Raw genomic sequence first — 14,189 nt, 5'->3', positions numbered from 1 at the left:
CTCACGCGACGCCGCGCGCCACCTGCTGCCGAACCTGTGCATGCGTGCCGAGTGCGGCAGCGATCGCATCGACCGCATCGGCCGCGCGCGCGGCACCGCACATGAATGCGTCGACGGCCGCGAAGCCGTGCTCGGGCCACGTATGAATCGTGACGTGCGATTCCGCGAGCAGCACGACACCCGTGACGCCATGCTCACCGCCAAAATGATGGAAATGCGCGCCGATCACGCGCGCGCCGGCCTGCTGCGCGGCGTCCGTGAGAATCGTCTCGAGTCGCGCGGCGTCGCGCAGCAGCACCGCGTCGATGCCGGCGAGATCGGCCAGCACGTGCGAGCCGAGCATCGCAGGCGGCGCGGCGAGACCGTCGCGCGCCGTCATTTGTGCGACCCGTACGACGAGTAGCCGCTGCGCGCCGACGAACTGCCCCACCCGCCGCCGCCCGACCCGCTGCCGCCAAGCGACGCGCAGCTGAACAACGCGACGACGATCAGCCCGTAAAGTCCATAGAGGATGTAGCGCATTACGCGTTGCCCCCGTCCGACGCGAAACTCTTCCACAGCCATTCAGGCAGCCACAGCACGAGCAGGCCGACCAGCACGTAGACGGAGCGGCCGCTGAACGAGAACAGCGCACCCATGTTGAAGATCACGAGAATCGCGCTGAACACGAGCGGCAGCGGCGCGAAGCTGTGCGGGTGCTTCGCGCCGAACAGGCCGGTCGACTGTCCGGCGGAACCCGTTGCAGACGCAACCGCCTCCTTCGCGAGCGCCGGCGTGGTGAAGCGTTCGGCCAGCGCGCTGGCCGACAACGGCTGCGCGCGCGACCAGACGATTTCCGCGGCGCTGCGCTCGCGCGTGAGCTTGTCCTTCTGCCAGCCATAGTCGACGATCGACGTGCGGTCGCCCACCTGCACCCGCCAGTTGAACGCGCCCACCACGTACACGACTTCCGAATCGTACGTCTCGCGCAGCCGGTAGGTCTTGCCGCCGTCGGTCACGTCGGACTCGCCGCCGATCGTCGGCCAGCGGTCGAGCACCTGCACGCGCTCCCAGCGCCCTTCGCTCTGCACGAGCCACAGGAAGCCGCGCTTCGGGTTCAGCAGCAGGTATTCGTCCCACGTCTCGTCGTCGCCCGGCACGCGGCAACGCATCATGCCGATCACCGTGTACTTCACGCCGTCGAACGTGCCGATCGCGCCGAGTTCCAGCGCGCCCTTCACCGCATCGAGCTTGCGCTGTGCGGCAAACACGGTCTGCTGCTCGGCCGTGCACTGCACGCCCGCGTGACAGCTGCCGCATACGACGTAATCGGCCACGTTCGGCACATATGACAGCGGCGCGCCGCAGCTCGGGCACGCGAACGGCACCATCTCCGCGCCGCGTCTCTCCCGCGTATCGGTTTCGGTATCGCGCAGCCCCGTGAACGCGAGCGCGTCGAACTCCAGTGCCTCGCCCGTATAGACGGCGGGGCTCCCGCCGTTCGCATCGGCGTCGGAATAGTCGAAGGTCGCGAACGCGTTGCCGGTGCGCAGGTCGACGACGCGCGCTTCCCAGCCCGCATCGACGCGGAACGGCAACTCGCCGTCGCCGCCCGTGCAGCGCGCGGTGCGCACGTCGGACACGAGAAACGCGCGGCCGCCGTGATCGATCCGCATACCCGGTTCCAGCGTGCCGAATGCGGGCCACGCGCCGCCGGATGCGTCATCGGGCTCGCGCACCGTGACCGCATACTGGCCCGATGCATCCGACAGCCAGCCGAACGCGCCGTCGTCGAACACGACGTACCACTCGCTCCACGCACCGGCGTCGTAGGTCATCTGGAGGCGGCCAAGCACCGTGAACGTGCGTTTGCCGTAGCGCCCGGCCGCGCCGATCTGGATCGGCGACGCGTCGTCGAGCACCGTGGCGAGCTCGCCGATGCGTTCGACGTCGGCACCGCGCTTGAGCAGCGTGCTGCGACAGAACGCGCAGACGGCCATCACCGCCGCCGCCGAGCGAAACTCGACCGGCGCGCCGCACTGGGGGCACGAAGTACTGAACATGCGCGATGCTTACCGGGTGAGCTTCGCGAGGATTTCCGCCTTCGCGCGCGAATAGTCCTCTTCGGTCACGAGGCTCTTGTCGAGCAATGCCTTCAGCTGTTCGAGGCGTTGCACGTAATCGGTTCCTTCGGCCGGTGCGGCCGGCTGCGCGGCAGCGACCGGTGCCGCGACGGGCGCGGGCGGCGCCGGTTGCGCGGCGCCCGCGATCTGGCCGGCCATCGCCTGCCCGATCGCCGCGCCGGCCGCGAGCCCCGCGCCGACGCCCGCGATGCCGCCCGGGTTCTGCGCGGCAAGCGGGATCGCCTGTGCGGTCTGGTATTGGGTCGCGCGGGCGAGATCGCCGGCCATCCCCGCGCCGATCCGCAGGTCGAGCGCCTTCTGCAACTCGGCCGGCAGCGACACGCTTTCGACCGCGAACGCATCGAGCGCGAGGCCGTAGCGCGTGAACACCGGGACCAGCGCCTCGGCGACGCGTTGCGACAGCAGCGTCTGGTTCGCGGCCATGTCGACGAACGGCACGTCGGCCGAACCGAACGTCGTGCTCATCGCGGTGACGACGAGGTTGCGCAGTTGCTGTTCGAGATCGTCGACCGTGTACTGCGCGCGCGTGCCGCTCACTTCACGGTGGAACGCGGCCGCGTCGACGATCCGGTACGAGTAGATGCCGAACGCGCGCAGCTGCACGAAGCCGAATTCGCGATCGCGGATCGTCACCGGCTGCGCGGTGCCCCAGCGCCGGCCGAGCTGCAGCCGCGTGCTGAAGAAGTACACGTCCGACTTGAAAGGCGACTGAAAGAATTTGTCCCAGTTCTTCAGATACGTGAGCACGGGCAGCGTGCGCGTTTCCAGCTTGTACAGGCCGGGCTGGAACACGTCGGCGACCTTGCCTTCGTTGACGAAGATCGCGACCTGCGTTTCGCGCACGGTCAGCTGGCCGCCGTACTGGATCTCCTGGTCTTCCATCGGATAGCGCCAGGCGAGCACGCCGTCGGTGTCTTCCGTCCATTGCAGGACGTCGATGAACTGCTTGCGGATAAACGAACCCAGACTCATGTCGGTCTCCTCGAGCGCGTGGCGCGTCAGGTCAGGCAGGCGGCATTGATGATGCCGACGACGAGCGACGCGGTGCCCATCAGGCCGCCCATCGCGATGTTGCGATCCTCGATCGCATGATTCATGCCGGGAATCAGGCGGGTCAGCACCGCATAGGTGACGAGCTGCACGGCCATCGCGCCGACGGCCCACAGCACGACTTCCCCGAGCGTCGAGTTGTGCGCGATGCTCGAGGCGAGCGTCAGGCAGAAGCCGATCAGCGCGCCGCCGAACGACAGCGTCGCGGCCGCGTTGCCGTCGCGGATCAGTGCCAGTTCGTCGAACGGGGTGACCTTCAGGTACACTGCCGCGAACACGAAAAGCAGCACGAACGCCGACAGCAAATGAACCGCATAAAGATAGGCACTATTCATTCTTTTCCTCGGATTTTGTGCTCGGTTCGCCGCCCCCTCGCCGGCCGGCCCATGGCGGGCCGCCCCACGAAAATCCGCGCCAGTATATCCACATTGACGAGCCCTGCACAACGGACGCGCCATGCTGCATAAGCGCGCGCTCGTCCTGTCGATCCTCGTGCTCGCGTCGTGCGGGCTCGGCTACGAACTGATCAGCAGCGCGCTGTCGAGCTACCTGCTCGGCGATTCGATCCTGCAATTCTCGTCGGTGATCGGCTGCTACCTGTTCGCGATGGGGATCGGCTCGTGGCTCGCGAAGTTCGTCGAGGACGACGACGTGCTCGACCGCTTCGTCGACATCGAGTTGCTGGTCGGCCTGCTCGGGGGCGTGTCGGCCGCACTCCTGTTCGCGGTGTTCGCGTGGCTGGCCGCGCCGTTCCGCGCGGCGCTCTACGCGCTCGTGCTCGCGCTCGGCCTGCTGATCGGGATGGAAATTCCGCTCGTGATGCGCGCGTTCCAGCAGCGCCGCCAGGCGTTTCGCGATACCGTCAGCGAGGTGCTGACCTTCGACTATCTCGGCTCGCTCGCCGTGTCGCTGATCTTCCCGCTCGTGCTCGCGCCGCGTCTCGGCCTGCTGCGCACCAGCTTTCTGTTCGGGCTACTGAACGCATTCGTCGCGCTGTGGACCACGCACCTGTTCCGCGACGAGATCCGCAACGTGCGCGGCAAGCTGATGCGCGCGTCGCTCGTGATCGGGCTGCTCGTCGCCGGCTTCGTACTGTCGGACCGCATCACGCACTGGGCCGAGCACGGCGTGTATGGCGACGAGACGATCTATTCGGAAACGACGCCGTATCAGCGCATCGTGCTCACGCAATGGCACGACGACATGCGGCTGTACCTGAACGGCAACCTGCAGTTCTCGTCGCGCGACGAGCATCGCTATCACGAAGCGCTGATCCATCCGACCATCGAGGCGCTGCCGTGGGCGAAACGCGTGCTCGTGCTCGGCGGCGGCGACGGCCTGGCGGTGCGCGAACTGCTCAAGCACCGCAACCTCGAACGGATCACGCTCGTCGATCTCGACCCCGCGATGACGAAGCTGTTCTCGACCTCCGCGCCGCTCGTGAAGCTGAACCATGGCGCGCTGAAGGACCCGCGAGTGCAGGTGATCAACGACGACGCGGTGCGCTGGCTCGAATCGAACGCCGACGTGTACGACGCGATCGTCGTCGACTTCCCCGATCCGACCAACTTCGGGCTCGGCCGGCTGTATTCGGTGCCGGTGTTCCGGCTGCTCGCACGCCACCTGTCGGAAAACGGCTATGCGGTGATCCAGTCGACGTCGCCGTACTTCGCGCCGCACGCATACTGGACGATCATCGCGACACTGCACGAAGCCGGGCTCAACACGTGGCCGTACCACTGCTACGTGCCGTCGTTCGGCGACTGGGGCTTCGTGATCGCGGGCAAGCGCCGCGACTTCACCGTGCCGACGCGCTATTCGGTGCCGACGCGCTGGCTCGACGCGCAGACGGCCGCCGAGATGTTCCATTTCCCGGCCGACATGCCGGCGCTGCCGATGTCGCCGAACGAACTCAACGACCAGCCGCTCGTGCGCCGCTTCGACGACGACTGGAAGCACGTGCTGCGCTGATGGATCGCCGCACGTTCCTCGTCGCGTCCGCGGCCGCGTCGCTCGCCGCGTGCGGCCGCACCGGCTGGATCGAGACGACGCCGCGCGTCGGTTACCCCGGCATGCGCGAAGGTCACGCACTGCGCGATCACGCGGCGTTGCCGCCGCCGTCCGGCACGATCGAGACCGACGTCGCGATCCTCGGCGCGGGTGCGGCCGGCCTGTCGTGCGCGTGGCAGCTCGCGCGCGCCGGTCACGCGCGCTTCGTCGTGCTCGCCGGCCCCGAATTCGGCGGCAATGCGGCCGGCGGCCGCTTCGGCGAGCTCGGCTACCCGAAAGGCGCGCACTACCTGCCGCTGCCGTCGCTCGAATCCGCGCATCTGCGCGACATGCTCGCCGATCTCGGCGTGATCGAATCGGCGCCGTTCTCCGCGCATCCCGCATTCGACGAACGCGCACTCGTGCACGCGCCCGACGAGCGGCTGTTCATCACCGGCCAGTGGCAGGACGGCATCGTGCCGACGACCGGCCTCGACGCCGCCGCGCTCGCGCAGCAAACGCGCTTCTTCGCGTACACCGACGGTTTGCGCACCGCGCGCGGCGCGGACGGCCGCAAGGTGTTCTGCATCCCGATCGCCGAATCGTCGCGCGACCCGCGCTGGCGCGCGCTCGACCGGCGCTCGTTCAAACAGTGGCTGCTCGACGAGGGCTACACCGCGAGCGCGCTGCACTGGTACCTGAACTACTGCTGCCGCGACGACTACGGCGCGGGCTACGACCACGTGTCTGCGTGGGCCGGACTGCACTATTTCTCGTCGCGCGGCGGTCACGCAAGCGATGCGAGCGACGGCGCGGTGCTGACCTGGCCCGACGGACTGCACACGATGGTGACGAAGCTGAGCGACTCGATCACCGCGCGCACCGGCTCGAACGCGTGGTCGCGGGACGGCTTCGCCGTTCACGCAACTGAACGAAACGGCGGCGTCGACGTGCTGTGCGCACGCGTCGCCGACGACGGTACGCTGACGACGTTCACGCTTAAGGCGCGGCGCGTCGTCAGCGCGATGCCGCTGTTCGTCGCGGCGCGCGTGTTTCCGCAGCTTCGCGCCTGTGGCTTCGATCCCGTGCGCGACCTGCCGCCGCGCGCGCCGTGGCTCGTGTCCAACTTCCTGCTCGACGGGATGCCGGCCGAGGAAGCCGGTGTGCCGCTCGCATGGGACAACGTCGTCTACGAAGGCGCGGGGCTCGGCTATGTCGTGTCGACGCACCAGCTGATCCGGATGTCGCCGCCGACGCGCTCGGTGTTCTCCGCCTATCAGGCGCTGAGCACGCGCTCGCCGGACGACACGCGTCGCTGGCTCGCGCAGGCGAAGCCCGACGCGCTGCGCGAGCAAGCGGCGATCGACCTGCAAGCCGTGTACGGACGCGAGCTGTGGAAACATGCGACCGCGCTCGAGATCACCGTGCGCGGCCACGCGATGGCGACGCCCGACGTCGGTTTCCTGAGCCGGCCGGGGCTGCTCGCGCTACGCGAGGCAGACGGCCCCGTCGTGTTCGCGCACGCGGACCTGTCCGGGCTGTCGCTGTTCGAGGAAGCGTCGTACTGGGGCATGCTCGCCGCCCGGCGCGTGCTCGCCTGATTGCCGGCGCGCGCCGCCGTGCGGCAGCGGTCATTTCGTCATTGCGGCGCCGCCGGCAACCGCTATAATCGCGCGACATTCCGACTGCATTGAGCAGGCCGACGGTGCGCGCCATACGACGCGCCGCATGTCCTCCTCGACAACAACAATGACAAACCGAACCGTTCGACGCCTTCGCCCGTTCGTGCGCGCCGCCGCGCGCCTGCTCGCGTGCGCGCCGCTGCTGGGCGTGCCGCCGGCGCTGCATGCGGCCGATGCCGCAGGCCCGGATGCGCAGCCGGCCTCCGGCCGCTACGTCGTCGTCGACACCGGCCACACGCCGGCCCACCCGGGCGCCACCGGCGCCAGCGGCCGCGTCGAATACCGATACAACCTCGACCTGTCCACCGCCGTCGCGGAGAAGCTCGCCGCGCACGGCGATCGCGTACTGCGCACGTCGGCCGACGGCCGCGAGATCGCGCTCGACCAGCGCTCGACGCAGGCCCCCGACGCGAACCTGTTCGCGTCGATCCATCACGATTCGATGCAGCAGCAGTTCATCGACGCGGGGCGGCAACGCGAATTCCGCGGTTTCGCCGTGTTCGTGTCGGAGCGCAATCCGCACTACGCGGAAAGCCTGCGTTGCGCGAAGGTGATCGCCGAGCGGCTGGTCGCGGCCGGCGAACGGCCGTCGCTGTATCACGCGCAGCCGATCAAGGGCGAGAATCGTCCGCTGATCGATCCGCAACTCGGCATCCACCGCTTCGACGATCTCGTCGTGCTGCGCACCGCGCCTATTCCGGCCGTGCTGGTCGAGGCCGGCGTGATCGTCAATCCCGACGAGGAAAAACGGCTCGCGCAGCGCGAGACGATCCAGCGCCTCGCCACCGCGATCGCGGGCGGGATCGACGCGTGTACGGCGGCCAGGTAAAGGTAACGCCCGTTGGTTTCAACGGTTTTCACCCAGTGAGGAGGAGTGCCATGAAAAAGAAGAATCTGCTCATGTCCTGCGCGCTGCTTGCGCTCGCCGTTCCGTTCGCCGCGCATGCGGCCGGCTGCGGTAAACCACGCAGCGCATTCGACCAGGTGTACTGCAGCAGCAACGAGTTCTCGCAGGTCGACCGCGAGCTGAACGACGAGTACGGCCGCGTGCGCAAGCAGTTGAGCGGCGACCAGCAGGCGAAGCTGAAGACGGGCCAGCTCGCGTGGATGAAGCAGCGCGATGATCGCTGCAGCGAAACGCGCGATGACGGCTATCTCGTGAACCTCCAATGCGCGATCGACTTCACGCAGTCGCGCCTGTCGTTCCTGCGCGAGCGCGAACGCGAGTGCTCGAGCACGGGGTGCGTGACGGCGAAGCTCGGAGAGTAAGGGCTGCCCGGTGCCGTGCCGTGAGTCGATTCGCGGTGCGGCCCCTCCTTTCCTGCACCATCCGTCATTCGGCAATCCCTTGACATATCGACGACATCGAACATGACGACGATCGACATCCGCGCCGCCACGTCCGCCGATGCACCGGCCATCGCCGAAATCCACGTCGCATCGTGGCGTGCAACCTACCCGGGCATCGTGCCTGCCTCGTACCTCGCCGGCCTGTCGGTCGAACAGCGCGCCACCACCTGGCGCGACGTGCTCGACGCCGGACGATCACATGTTGCACTCGCGTCGACGGAAGGCGAGCCGAGAGGCTGGATTGCCTATGGTCCGACGCGCGACACCGACAAGGATTCCGCCTGGGGCGAAATCGGGGCAATCTATCTGCGCCCGTCGCATTGCGGCCTGGGAATCGGTGCCGCGCTGGTCGCCCATGCGCGACGATCGTTGCATGACGCGGGGCATCGATGGGTATCGCTGTGGGTCCTCGTCGACAATCGTCGGGCGAAGGCATTCTACGAACGCGAAGGTTTCGTCGCCGAGCGCGACACCAAGACGTTCGAGATCGACGGTGTGCCGATCGAAGAGATCCGCTATTGGCGCGCGCTTCCGTAGCCCCGCCTTCGGTTCATTTCCTGTCGGGTTTGCCGCCACGCGGCGAAGTCACGCGTCGCGCCGTCACAGAAACCACCGATACTCCCGCGCCCCGATCTCGTTGCGAAAATCCAGCTCCTCCTGCCGCTTGTTCTCGCAATACACCATCACGAATTCACTGCCGAGCCCTTCACGCACTGCCGCGTGATCCTGCATCGCCGCGACGGCCGACAGCATCTCCTTCGGAAAATCGATCCCGCTGCCGCGATCGTCGTTGAGCGGCGCGATCGGCTCGATCCGTGCGTCGAGCCCGTGCTCCATCCCGCTGAGGATCGCCGCGAGCACGAGGTACGGATTCGCATCCGCGCTCGCGAGCCGATGCTCGATCCGCAGATTGCGCGCATCCGATTCCGGAATCCGGATGCACGCGTCGCGATCCTCGAAGCCCCAGCTTGCACGGCTCGCCGCGTTCACCATCGATCCATAGCGCCGGAACGCATTGTGATTCGGCGCGAACACCGGCATGCAATGCGGCAGCAGCTCGAGGCAGCCGGCCACCGCATGCCGCAGCGGCCGCTGCCCGTCCGCGGCGAGCAGGTTGCGGCCCGCGTCGTCGTACAGGCTCACGTGCACGTGCATCCCGCTGCCCGGCGCATGCAGATACGGCTTGCCCATGAAGCTCGCGCGGTAGCCGTGCTGCAACGCGACGCCGCGCGTGCTGCGGCAGAACAGCGCCGACCAGTCGGCCGCGCGCAACGCGTCGTCGGTGTGTCCGAAGTTGATCTCGAACTGGCCGGGGCCGAGCTCGGCCGTGATCACGGTCGCGTCGACGCCCTGCTCGCACGCGGCCTCGACCATCTCGTGCAGCACGTCGGAAAACCGCGACAGGCGTTCGATGTGCATGTTCGGCTGGTCGTCGCGATCGTCGCTCAAGCGATCGCGCGGATACTGCGGCATCCCGTCCGCGAGCTGCGCGGCGAACAGATAGAACTCGAGCTCGAACGCGACGACCGGCCGGATGCCGCGTGCCACGAATCGCCGCAGCACGCGCGCCAGCACTTCGCGCGGCTCGAACTCGATCGGCGCATCCGTGCCGTCGGAGCTGATCAGCATCTGGGCGAGCGGCTGCCGCTCCCAGCGCACCGGCTTCAGCGTGCCGGGAATCAGGCGACGCGGCGCATCCGGGTCGCCGTCGTTGAAACAGTAGTCGCCGATCTTGTACAGGCCGCCCTGCGTGCCGAGCAGCACGCAGTTCTGCGGCAGCTTCAGCAGCGAACCCGACGCGACCTTCTCCAGCGCATCGATCGGATAGCGCTTGCCGTAGAAATGGCCCGGCAGGTCGAGACAGATCAGGTCGACATAACGGATCTCGGGATGCGCCTGCCGGAATGCGCGAATTTCATCGACCAGCACGGGAACGACGTCAGCCATGTCTCATCCTTTCCATGTCTTGTATGGCGGTGCCGCGGCGCGGCGAATCGGACTCATCGGCATGCGGCACGTCACATTCCCGATGTCGATCAGTACTGCAAACCGGCGGCACGGCGCGGCGACCCTCCGAGCCGCCGGCCGACAAACTCAGGTGAACACCCAGATCACGCGCGCCGGCGCATCGCCCAGGTTCGCGTAACGAAAGCGCTTGTGCGCGGGAAGCTGGAATGCGTCGTTCGGGCCGAGCGTGACGGGCGTGTCGTCGCCTTCGATCCAGATCGTCAGCTCGCCTTCGAGCACGAAGCCGCCCTGCTCGTCGCTGTCGTCGACGGAGCGCTCGCCGCTGCTCGCGCCGGGCGCGAGATGGCTCTCCAGGATCGAGAAGCGCGAACGCATGTTCGGCGACACGAGGATGTCCGTGATGCCCGCCGCGTAATACACGGTGCGCCGCTCATCGGGCCGCGTGACCCACGGCACGCTGCGCGGTTTGCTGAGGCTGTAGAAATACGTGGTCGGCACGCCGAGCGCCTCGCCGATCGCGGTGAGATCCGCGACCGTCGGACGCGACAGGCCGCGCTCGACCTGCGACAGAAAGCCGACGGAGCGGCCGATCCGTTCCGCGAGATCGTTGAGCGTGACCTTGCGATGCTTGCGCAGATCGCGGATCAGGATCGCCAGACTTTCTATCTCTTCCTGTTCGTTCATGTTGAATTCCGGTGCGTCAGACGGTATCGCGCAAACGGTACCAGGCCTTGCCGATCGCTTCCAGCGGCGCGGCGAGGCGGTCGCCGCCGGGGAAACGCGGGTTGCGGATGCGCTTGTACTGCGCGAGCAGGCGATCGTCGCCGAGCACGGCGTCGGCGACCGCACGCGCGCCGGCGAGCGTCGGCAACACGCCGTGCCCCGAGAAGCCCTGCAGCCAGAAACGCTGGCCGCGACGGCCGATGTCCGGCGTGCGTCGCATGCTGATGTCGATGTGGCCGCCCCACGCGTACTCGAGCGGTACGCCGGCCAGTTGCGGAAACACGCGTTCCAGGTGTGGGCGCGTCGCGGCCGCGATGTCGGCCGGAATTCCGCCGAGATACGTGCAGCCGCCGCCGAACAGCAGGCGGTTGTCCGGGCTCAGGCGGAAATAGTCGGGCACGAACTGGTTGTCGATCACGCAACTGTTGCGCGGCAGCAGCAAGCGTGCGACGTCCGGCGCGAGCGGCGCTGTCGCGACCTGGTAGGTGCCGACCGGCAGCAACCGGCGCGACAGTTCGGGTGCGAGCCGGTCGACATACGCGTTGCACGCGAGCACCAGCACGTCCGCGTGCACCTCGCCGTGCGCGGTGCGGGCAACGTGACCGCCCGCGGTTTCGCGACAGTCGAGCACGCGGCTTTGCTCGAAGATGCGGCCGCCGGCCCGTTCGATCGTCTGCGCGAGACCGAGCGCGAGCTTTAGCGGATTCAGATGGCCGGCCTCGGGATCGTAAAGCGCGGCAAGATAGCGCGCGCTGCCGATCCACCCCGGCATCTCGTCCGACCCGATCACGCGCAGCTGGTCGTAGCCCCAGCGCTGCGCGGCCTCGTCGCGGGCCTGCGCGAGCATCGCGACGCGACGCGGCCGCACCGCGGCCCACAGGCTGCCGGGCCGGTAGTCGATGTCGAAGCCGTGCCGCGCGGGCAGTTCGCGCACTTCGGCCGCGGCCCAGCGCATGCTGTCCCACAGCATGCGCGCGCCGTCGCGGCCGAGCGAATCCTCGAGCGGCTGCATGTCGCACGACCAGCCGAGCAGCGCCTGCCCGCCGTTGCGGCCCGATGCGGCCCACGCGACGCGGCTCGCTTCGAGTACGACCACGCGCTTGCCCGCGAGCGCGAGACGCAACGCCGTGTGCAGCCCGCTGAAGCCCGCGCCGACGACCAGCACGTCGGCGTCGACGCGTTCGTCCAGTTCGGGCCGCCTCGGAATCGGCGCCGGATAAGCGCCGACGTAGTAGCTTGCGACGTGACGGTCAGACTGCACGAACATGCGGACTCCCGTGAAATTCTCACCGGATAATTTCATGAAAAATTAGCACGGCAATTTCACGAGAGCAAGCGGGAGAATGAGGGCTCGCATCGTCGGATAAATGAAAGCCTCAGCAGTCCGACAGCAGCGCTTTGGTAAGACCAACTACGTTGGTACCCTCACCCGGCATGAGACCGCTGTCCTTTGCGAGTTGCGTGACATTCACCCATTGTCCACGGTCGTTCAGAATCATCGCAACCGTGCTGCCCGACAACGTCGTGCCGATCGCGTTGGTGTAGCTGCTCGAATCGATCGTGTGCGTCGATTTCGACGACAGGAAGCCGTTCTCCTTGCGATAGTGCTCGTCGTTCGCGCTCGCGCTCTGCTCGCCGGCGTTCAGGTTGACATCGTGCCCGGCGCTCACGCCAATTGCGCCCTGCGCGTTGGCGTACGCAGCCGTCGCATTCACGTCATGGCCGGCGACTATCGCCAGGTTGCCGCCCGTCGCGATCTGCGTGCCCGTGTCGCCACCTGCGTGTAAATCTGCATGCTTGTCAGTTGTGCGTGCCCCAACATCACGTGCACGAACCGCACGTCCGCTCCGTTCTCCAGCATCTCCGTCAATTACCGCTCCCAGCAATTGACCATCTCCCCGATCACCGCTACCGGATCGGCAATCGCGAGATGACCGAATAGGAGATTCAGGACTGTATCCACCACGACGAACAATTCGCCGCTGAACAATAGCCTCGACGTCGCTCTCGCTCCCCGCGTTCATAAACACCGAGCCCGGCATCCGCCAGGCTCTGTCGTTCAACTAAAGAAAAGGTTCTTCAACACCACATACACGATGAAGCCCATCATCGCCGTAAAACAGCACCACCAGATGATTTTCTGCGCTCGCGTCTTCGGAACAGATGTAATTGACGGTCCCATGGCTACCACCTAGTTCCAGTTTTCCCTTGATCAACGGAGAAACCCCAGCCAACGGATGCCGGGTTGTTTGTCTTCCCCACGTTCACACCTGCACCGAAGCCTACAACAGTCGCCGTACCGTTACCAGGCGACAACATGACGCCGCCACCCAAACCACCATACAGCGCGGATCCCCCGCCTGCGTATCCGCCAGCAAAGTTATTTGTCTGTCCCGGCCGGACCGTACTCGTATTCAGATAGCCAGCCGCATCGGCGTTCAAGTCCCGACCGGCAACAGCCTGAAGCGATCAGCGCACATGCCCATCAGCATCAAGCAAACACCAAATAAGGCAGCCCGATACAACCCAAATCAAATAAGCACTACAATCGAACCGGCATAGCCTGACCATGCTTATAAATCAAAAATTTCGTTACATCAGTTATTTCACAAAGAAATCTACCATCATTCGATTTCGATAAGACACCGGCAATTTCAGCTTGATCCCCGTACAAATATGCCCCCGCCAAAAACAGGGACACTTGAAAGAAGTTTCTTTTTCAAATCATCATGTCGCACCAAGACGGCGCGATTCTTTTCCCGAACCCTAGCATCCGATTCGACAAAATATCCATCCTGCCCATCCATGACAAAGAAACCCTTCAAAACCACTTCCACGTCGAAAGTAATGGTTCCGGCCCTTTCATTGAGTTCGCTAATTTCCATAGCTCTCACGCCTAACAATTAGTGCGTATAAACAACTTGCCCAGTAAACTTCTTAGAGAACTCTTTGGCGGGGACAAAGTACTGCGCCCCGGTCCCAGGGTCTCTGATTTCAACAACGGACTTCCCCAACCGTGTCGTCACTCCGTCCATCACAACAAAGTGCCCTCCGCCAACATCCAAGTCGACGTGAGCAATCTCAGCATTTCCTCTCGATGTAGCCGCAGCCAAGTCGTCGACAGATGCATCGACAGCCCATCTAGCCGAGCTCAGCCCATTCTTCTGCAGTGCGTTCGACAGCCCGACAACATCCGTGCCCCATCCAGGCACAAGGTTCGCGTCCTTGGCAATTTGGGAAATATTGACCCATTGCCCTCGATCGTTCATCACCATTGCACACGCAGTAGGGCCGCAGGCGACAT

General features: G+C 66.0%; 16 protein-coding genes. 5 read left to right on the top strand and 11 right to left on the bottom strand.

Annotation, left to right across the window (positions count from 1 at the left end):
* Position 1: 1 nt before the first annotated feature.
* From speD to ACV22W_RS09570, 5 genes are read right to left on the bottom strand one after another with little or no spacing between them, the layout of a single operon-like run.
* Complete coding sequence (speD, locus tag ACV22W_RS09590) at positions 2 to 379, bottom strand: adenosylmethionine decarboxylase (protein ID WP_448018939.1); 378 nt, start codon at positions 377 to 379, stop codon at positions 2 to 4.
* A complete protein-coding gene (locus ACV22W_RS09585; RefSeq protein WP_448018938.1) occupies positions 376 to 522 on the bottom strand; it encodes a hypothetical protein in 147 nt (48 codons plus the stop codon). Before ACV22W_RS09585 ends, speD begins: the two co-directional genes overlap by 4 nt.
* A complete protein-coding gene (locus ACV22W_RS09580) occupies positions 522 to 2,042 on the bottom strand; it encodes a DUF4178 domain-containing protein (protein ID WP_448018937.1) in 1,521 nt (506 codons plus the stop codon). The genes ACV22W_RS09585 and ACV22W_RS09580 overlap by 1 nt, the downstream gene beginning before the upstream one ends.
* Before the next feature lie 9 nt (positions 2,043 to 2,051).
* Entirely contained in the window at positions 2,052 to 3,095 is a 1,044-nt protein-coding gene (locus tag ACV22W_RS09575) for an SPFH domain-containing protein (protein ID WP_448018936.1), read from the bottom strand.
* Between the two features lie 26 nt (positions 3,096 to 3,121).
* On the bottom strand, positions 3,122 to 3,508 hold the full coding sequence (locus tag ACV22W_RS09570; protein WP_040140507.1) for a DUF350 domain-containing protein: 387 nt from the start codon (positions 3,506 to 3,508) through the stop codon (positions 3,122 to 3,124).
* Between the two features lie 121 nt (positions 3,509 to 3,629).
* Between ACV22W_RS09570 and ACV22W_RS09565 the strand changes: the two genes are divergently transcribed.
* From ACV22W_RS09565 to ACV22W_RS09545, 5 genes are all read left to right on the top strand, one after another.
* A complete protein-coding gene (locus ACV22W_RS09565; protein WP_448018935.1) occupies positions 3,630 to 5,144 on the top strand; it encodes a polyamine aminopropyltransferase in 1,515 nt (504 codons plus the stop codon).
* Positions 5,144 to 6,763 carry an FAD-dependent oxidoreductase gene (locus tag ACV22W_RS09560; RefSeq protein ID WP_448018934.1) on the top strand — a complete coding sequence of 540 codons (1,620 nt, stop codon included), beginning with the start codon at positions 5,144 to 5,146 and terminating at the stop codon, positions 6,761 to 6,763. The genes ACV22W_RS09565 and ACV22W_RS09560 overlap by 1 nt, the downstream gene beginning before the upstream one ends.
* A gap of 148 nt (positions 6,764 to 6,911) precedes the next feature.
* A complete protein-coding gene (locus tag ACV22W_RS09555; RefSeq protein ID WP_448018933.1) occupies positions 6,912 to 7,673 on the top strand; it encodes an N-acetylmuramoyl-L-alanine amidase family protein in 762 nt (253 codons plus the stop codon).
* Positions 7,674 to 7,723: 50 nt separating this feature from the next.
* Positions 7,724 to 8,113, top strand: coding sequence for a lysozyme inhibitor LprI family protein (locus ACV22W_RS09550; RefSeq protein WP_448018932.1), 390 nt, complete (start codon positions 7,724 to 7,726; stop codon positions 8,111 to 8,113).
* A 102-nt stretch (positions 8,114 to 8,215) separates the two neighbouring features.
* Positions 8,216 to 8,731 (top strand): N-acetyltransferase family protein, encoded by a 516-nt coding sequence (locus ACV22W_RS09545; RefSeq protein ID WP_448018931.1) that lies wholly within the window; start codon positions 8,216 to 8,218, stop codon positions 8,729 to 8,731.
* A gap of 63 nt (positions 8,732 to 8,794) precedes the next feature.
* Here ACV22W_RS09545 and ACV22W_RS09540 read toward each other — a convergent pair whose 3' ends face one another.
* The 6 genes from ACV22W_RS09540 to ACV22W_RS09515 all read right to left on the bottom strand — a co-directional run bounded on the left by ACV22W_RS09540 (position 8,795) and on the right by ACV22W_RS09515 (position 14,154).
* Complete coding sequence (locus ACV22W_RS09540) at positions 8,795 to 10,141, bottom strand: glutamine synthetase family protein (protein WP_448018930.1); 1,347 nt, start codon at positions 10,139 to 10,141, stop codon at positions 8,795 to 8,797.
* A gap of 147 nt (positions 10,142 to 10,288) precedes the next feature.
* Entirely contained in the window at positions 10,289 to 10,846 is a 558-nt protein-coding gene (locus ACV22W_RS09535) for a helix-turn-helix domain-containing protein (RefSeq protein WP_448018929.1), read from the bottom strand.
* Positions 10,847 to 10,862: 16 nt separating this feature from the next.
* A complete protein-coding gene (locus ACV22W_RS09530; protein ID WP_448018928.1) occupies positions 10,863 to 12,152 on the bottom strand; it encodes an NAD(P)/FAD-dependent oxidoreductase in 1,290 nt (429 codons plus the stop codon).
* A gap of 109 nt (positions 12,153 to 12,261) precedes the next feature.
* Positions 12,262 to 12,771 carry a hemagglutinin repeat-containing protein gene (locus ACV22W_RS09525; protein WP_448018927.1) on the bottom strand — a complete coding sequence of 170 codons (510 nt, stop codon included), beginning with the start codon at positions 12,769 to 12,771 and terminating at the stop codon, positions 12,262 to 12,264.
* Between the two features lie 768 nt (positions 12,772 to 13,539).
* A complete protein-coding gene (locus ACV22W_RS09520) occupies positions 13,540 to 13,770 on the bottom strand; it encodes a hypothetical protein (protein WP_448018926.1) in 231 nt (76 codons plus the stop codon).
* Positions 13,771 to 13,788: 18 nt separating this feature from the next.
* Positions 13,789 to 14,154 carry a cysteine peptidase family C39 domain-containing protein gene (locus ACV22W_RS09515; RefSeq protein ID WP_448018997.1) on the bottom strand — a complete coding sequence of 122 codons (366 nt, stop codon included), beginning with the start codon at positions 14,152 to 14,154 and terminating at the stop codon, positions 13,789 to 13,791.
* Between the last annotated feature and the right edge of the window lie 35 nt (positions 14,155 to 14,189).

It is taken from the genome of Burkholderia sp. AW49-1 (assembly GCF_053427845.1).
The sequence above is the reverse complement of the archived record's forward strand: the minus strand, read 5'-3'. Positions and strand labels throughout refer to the sequence as shown.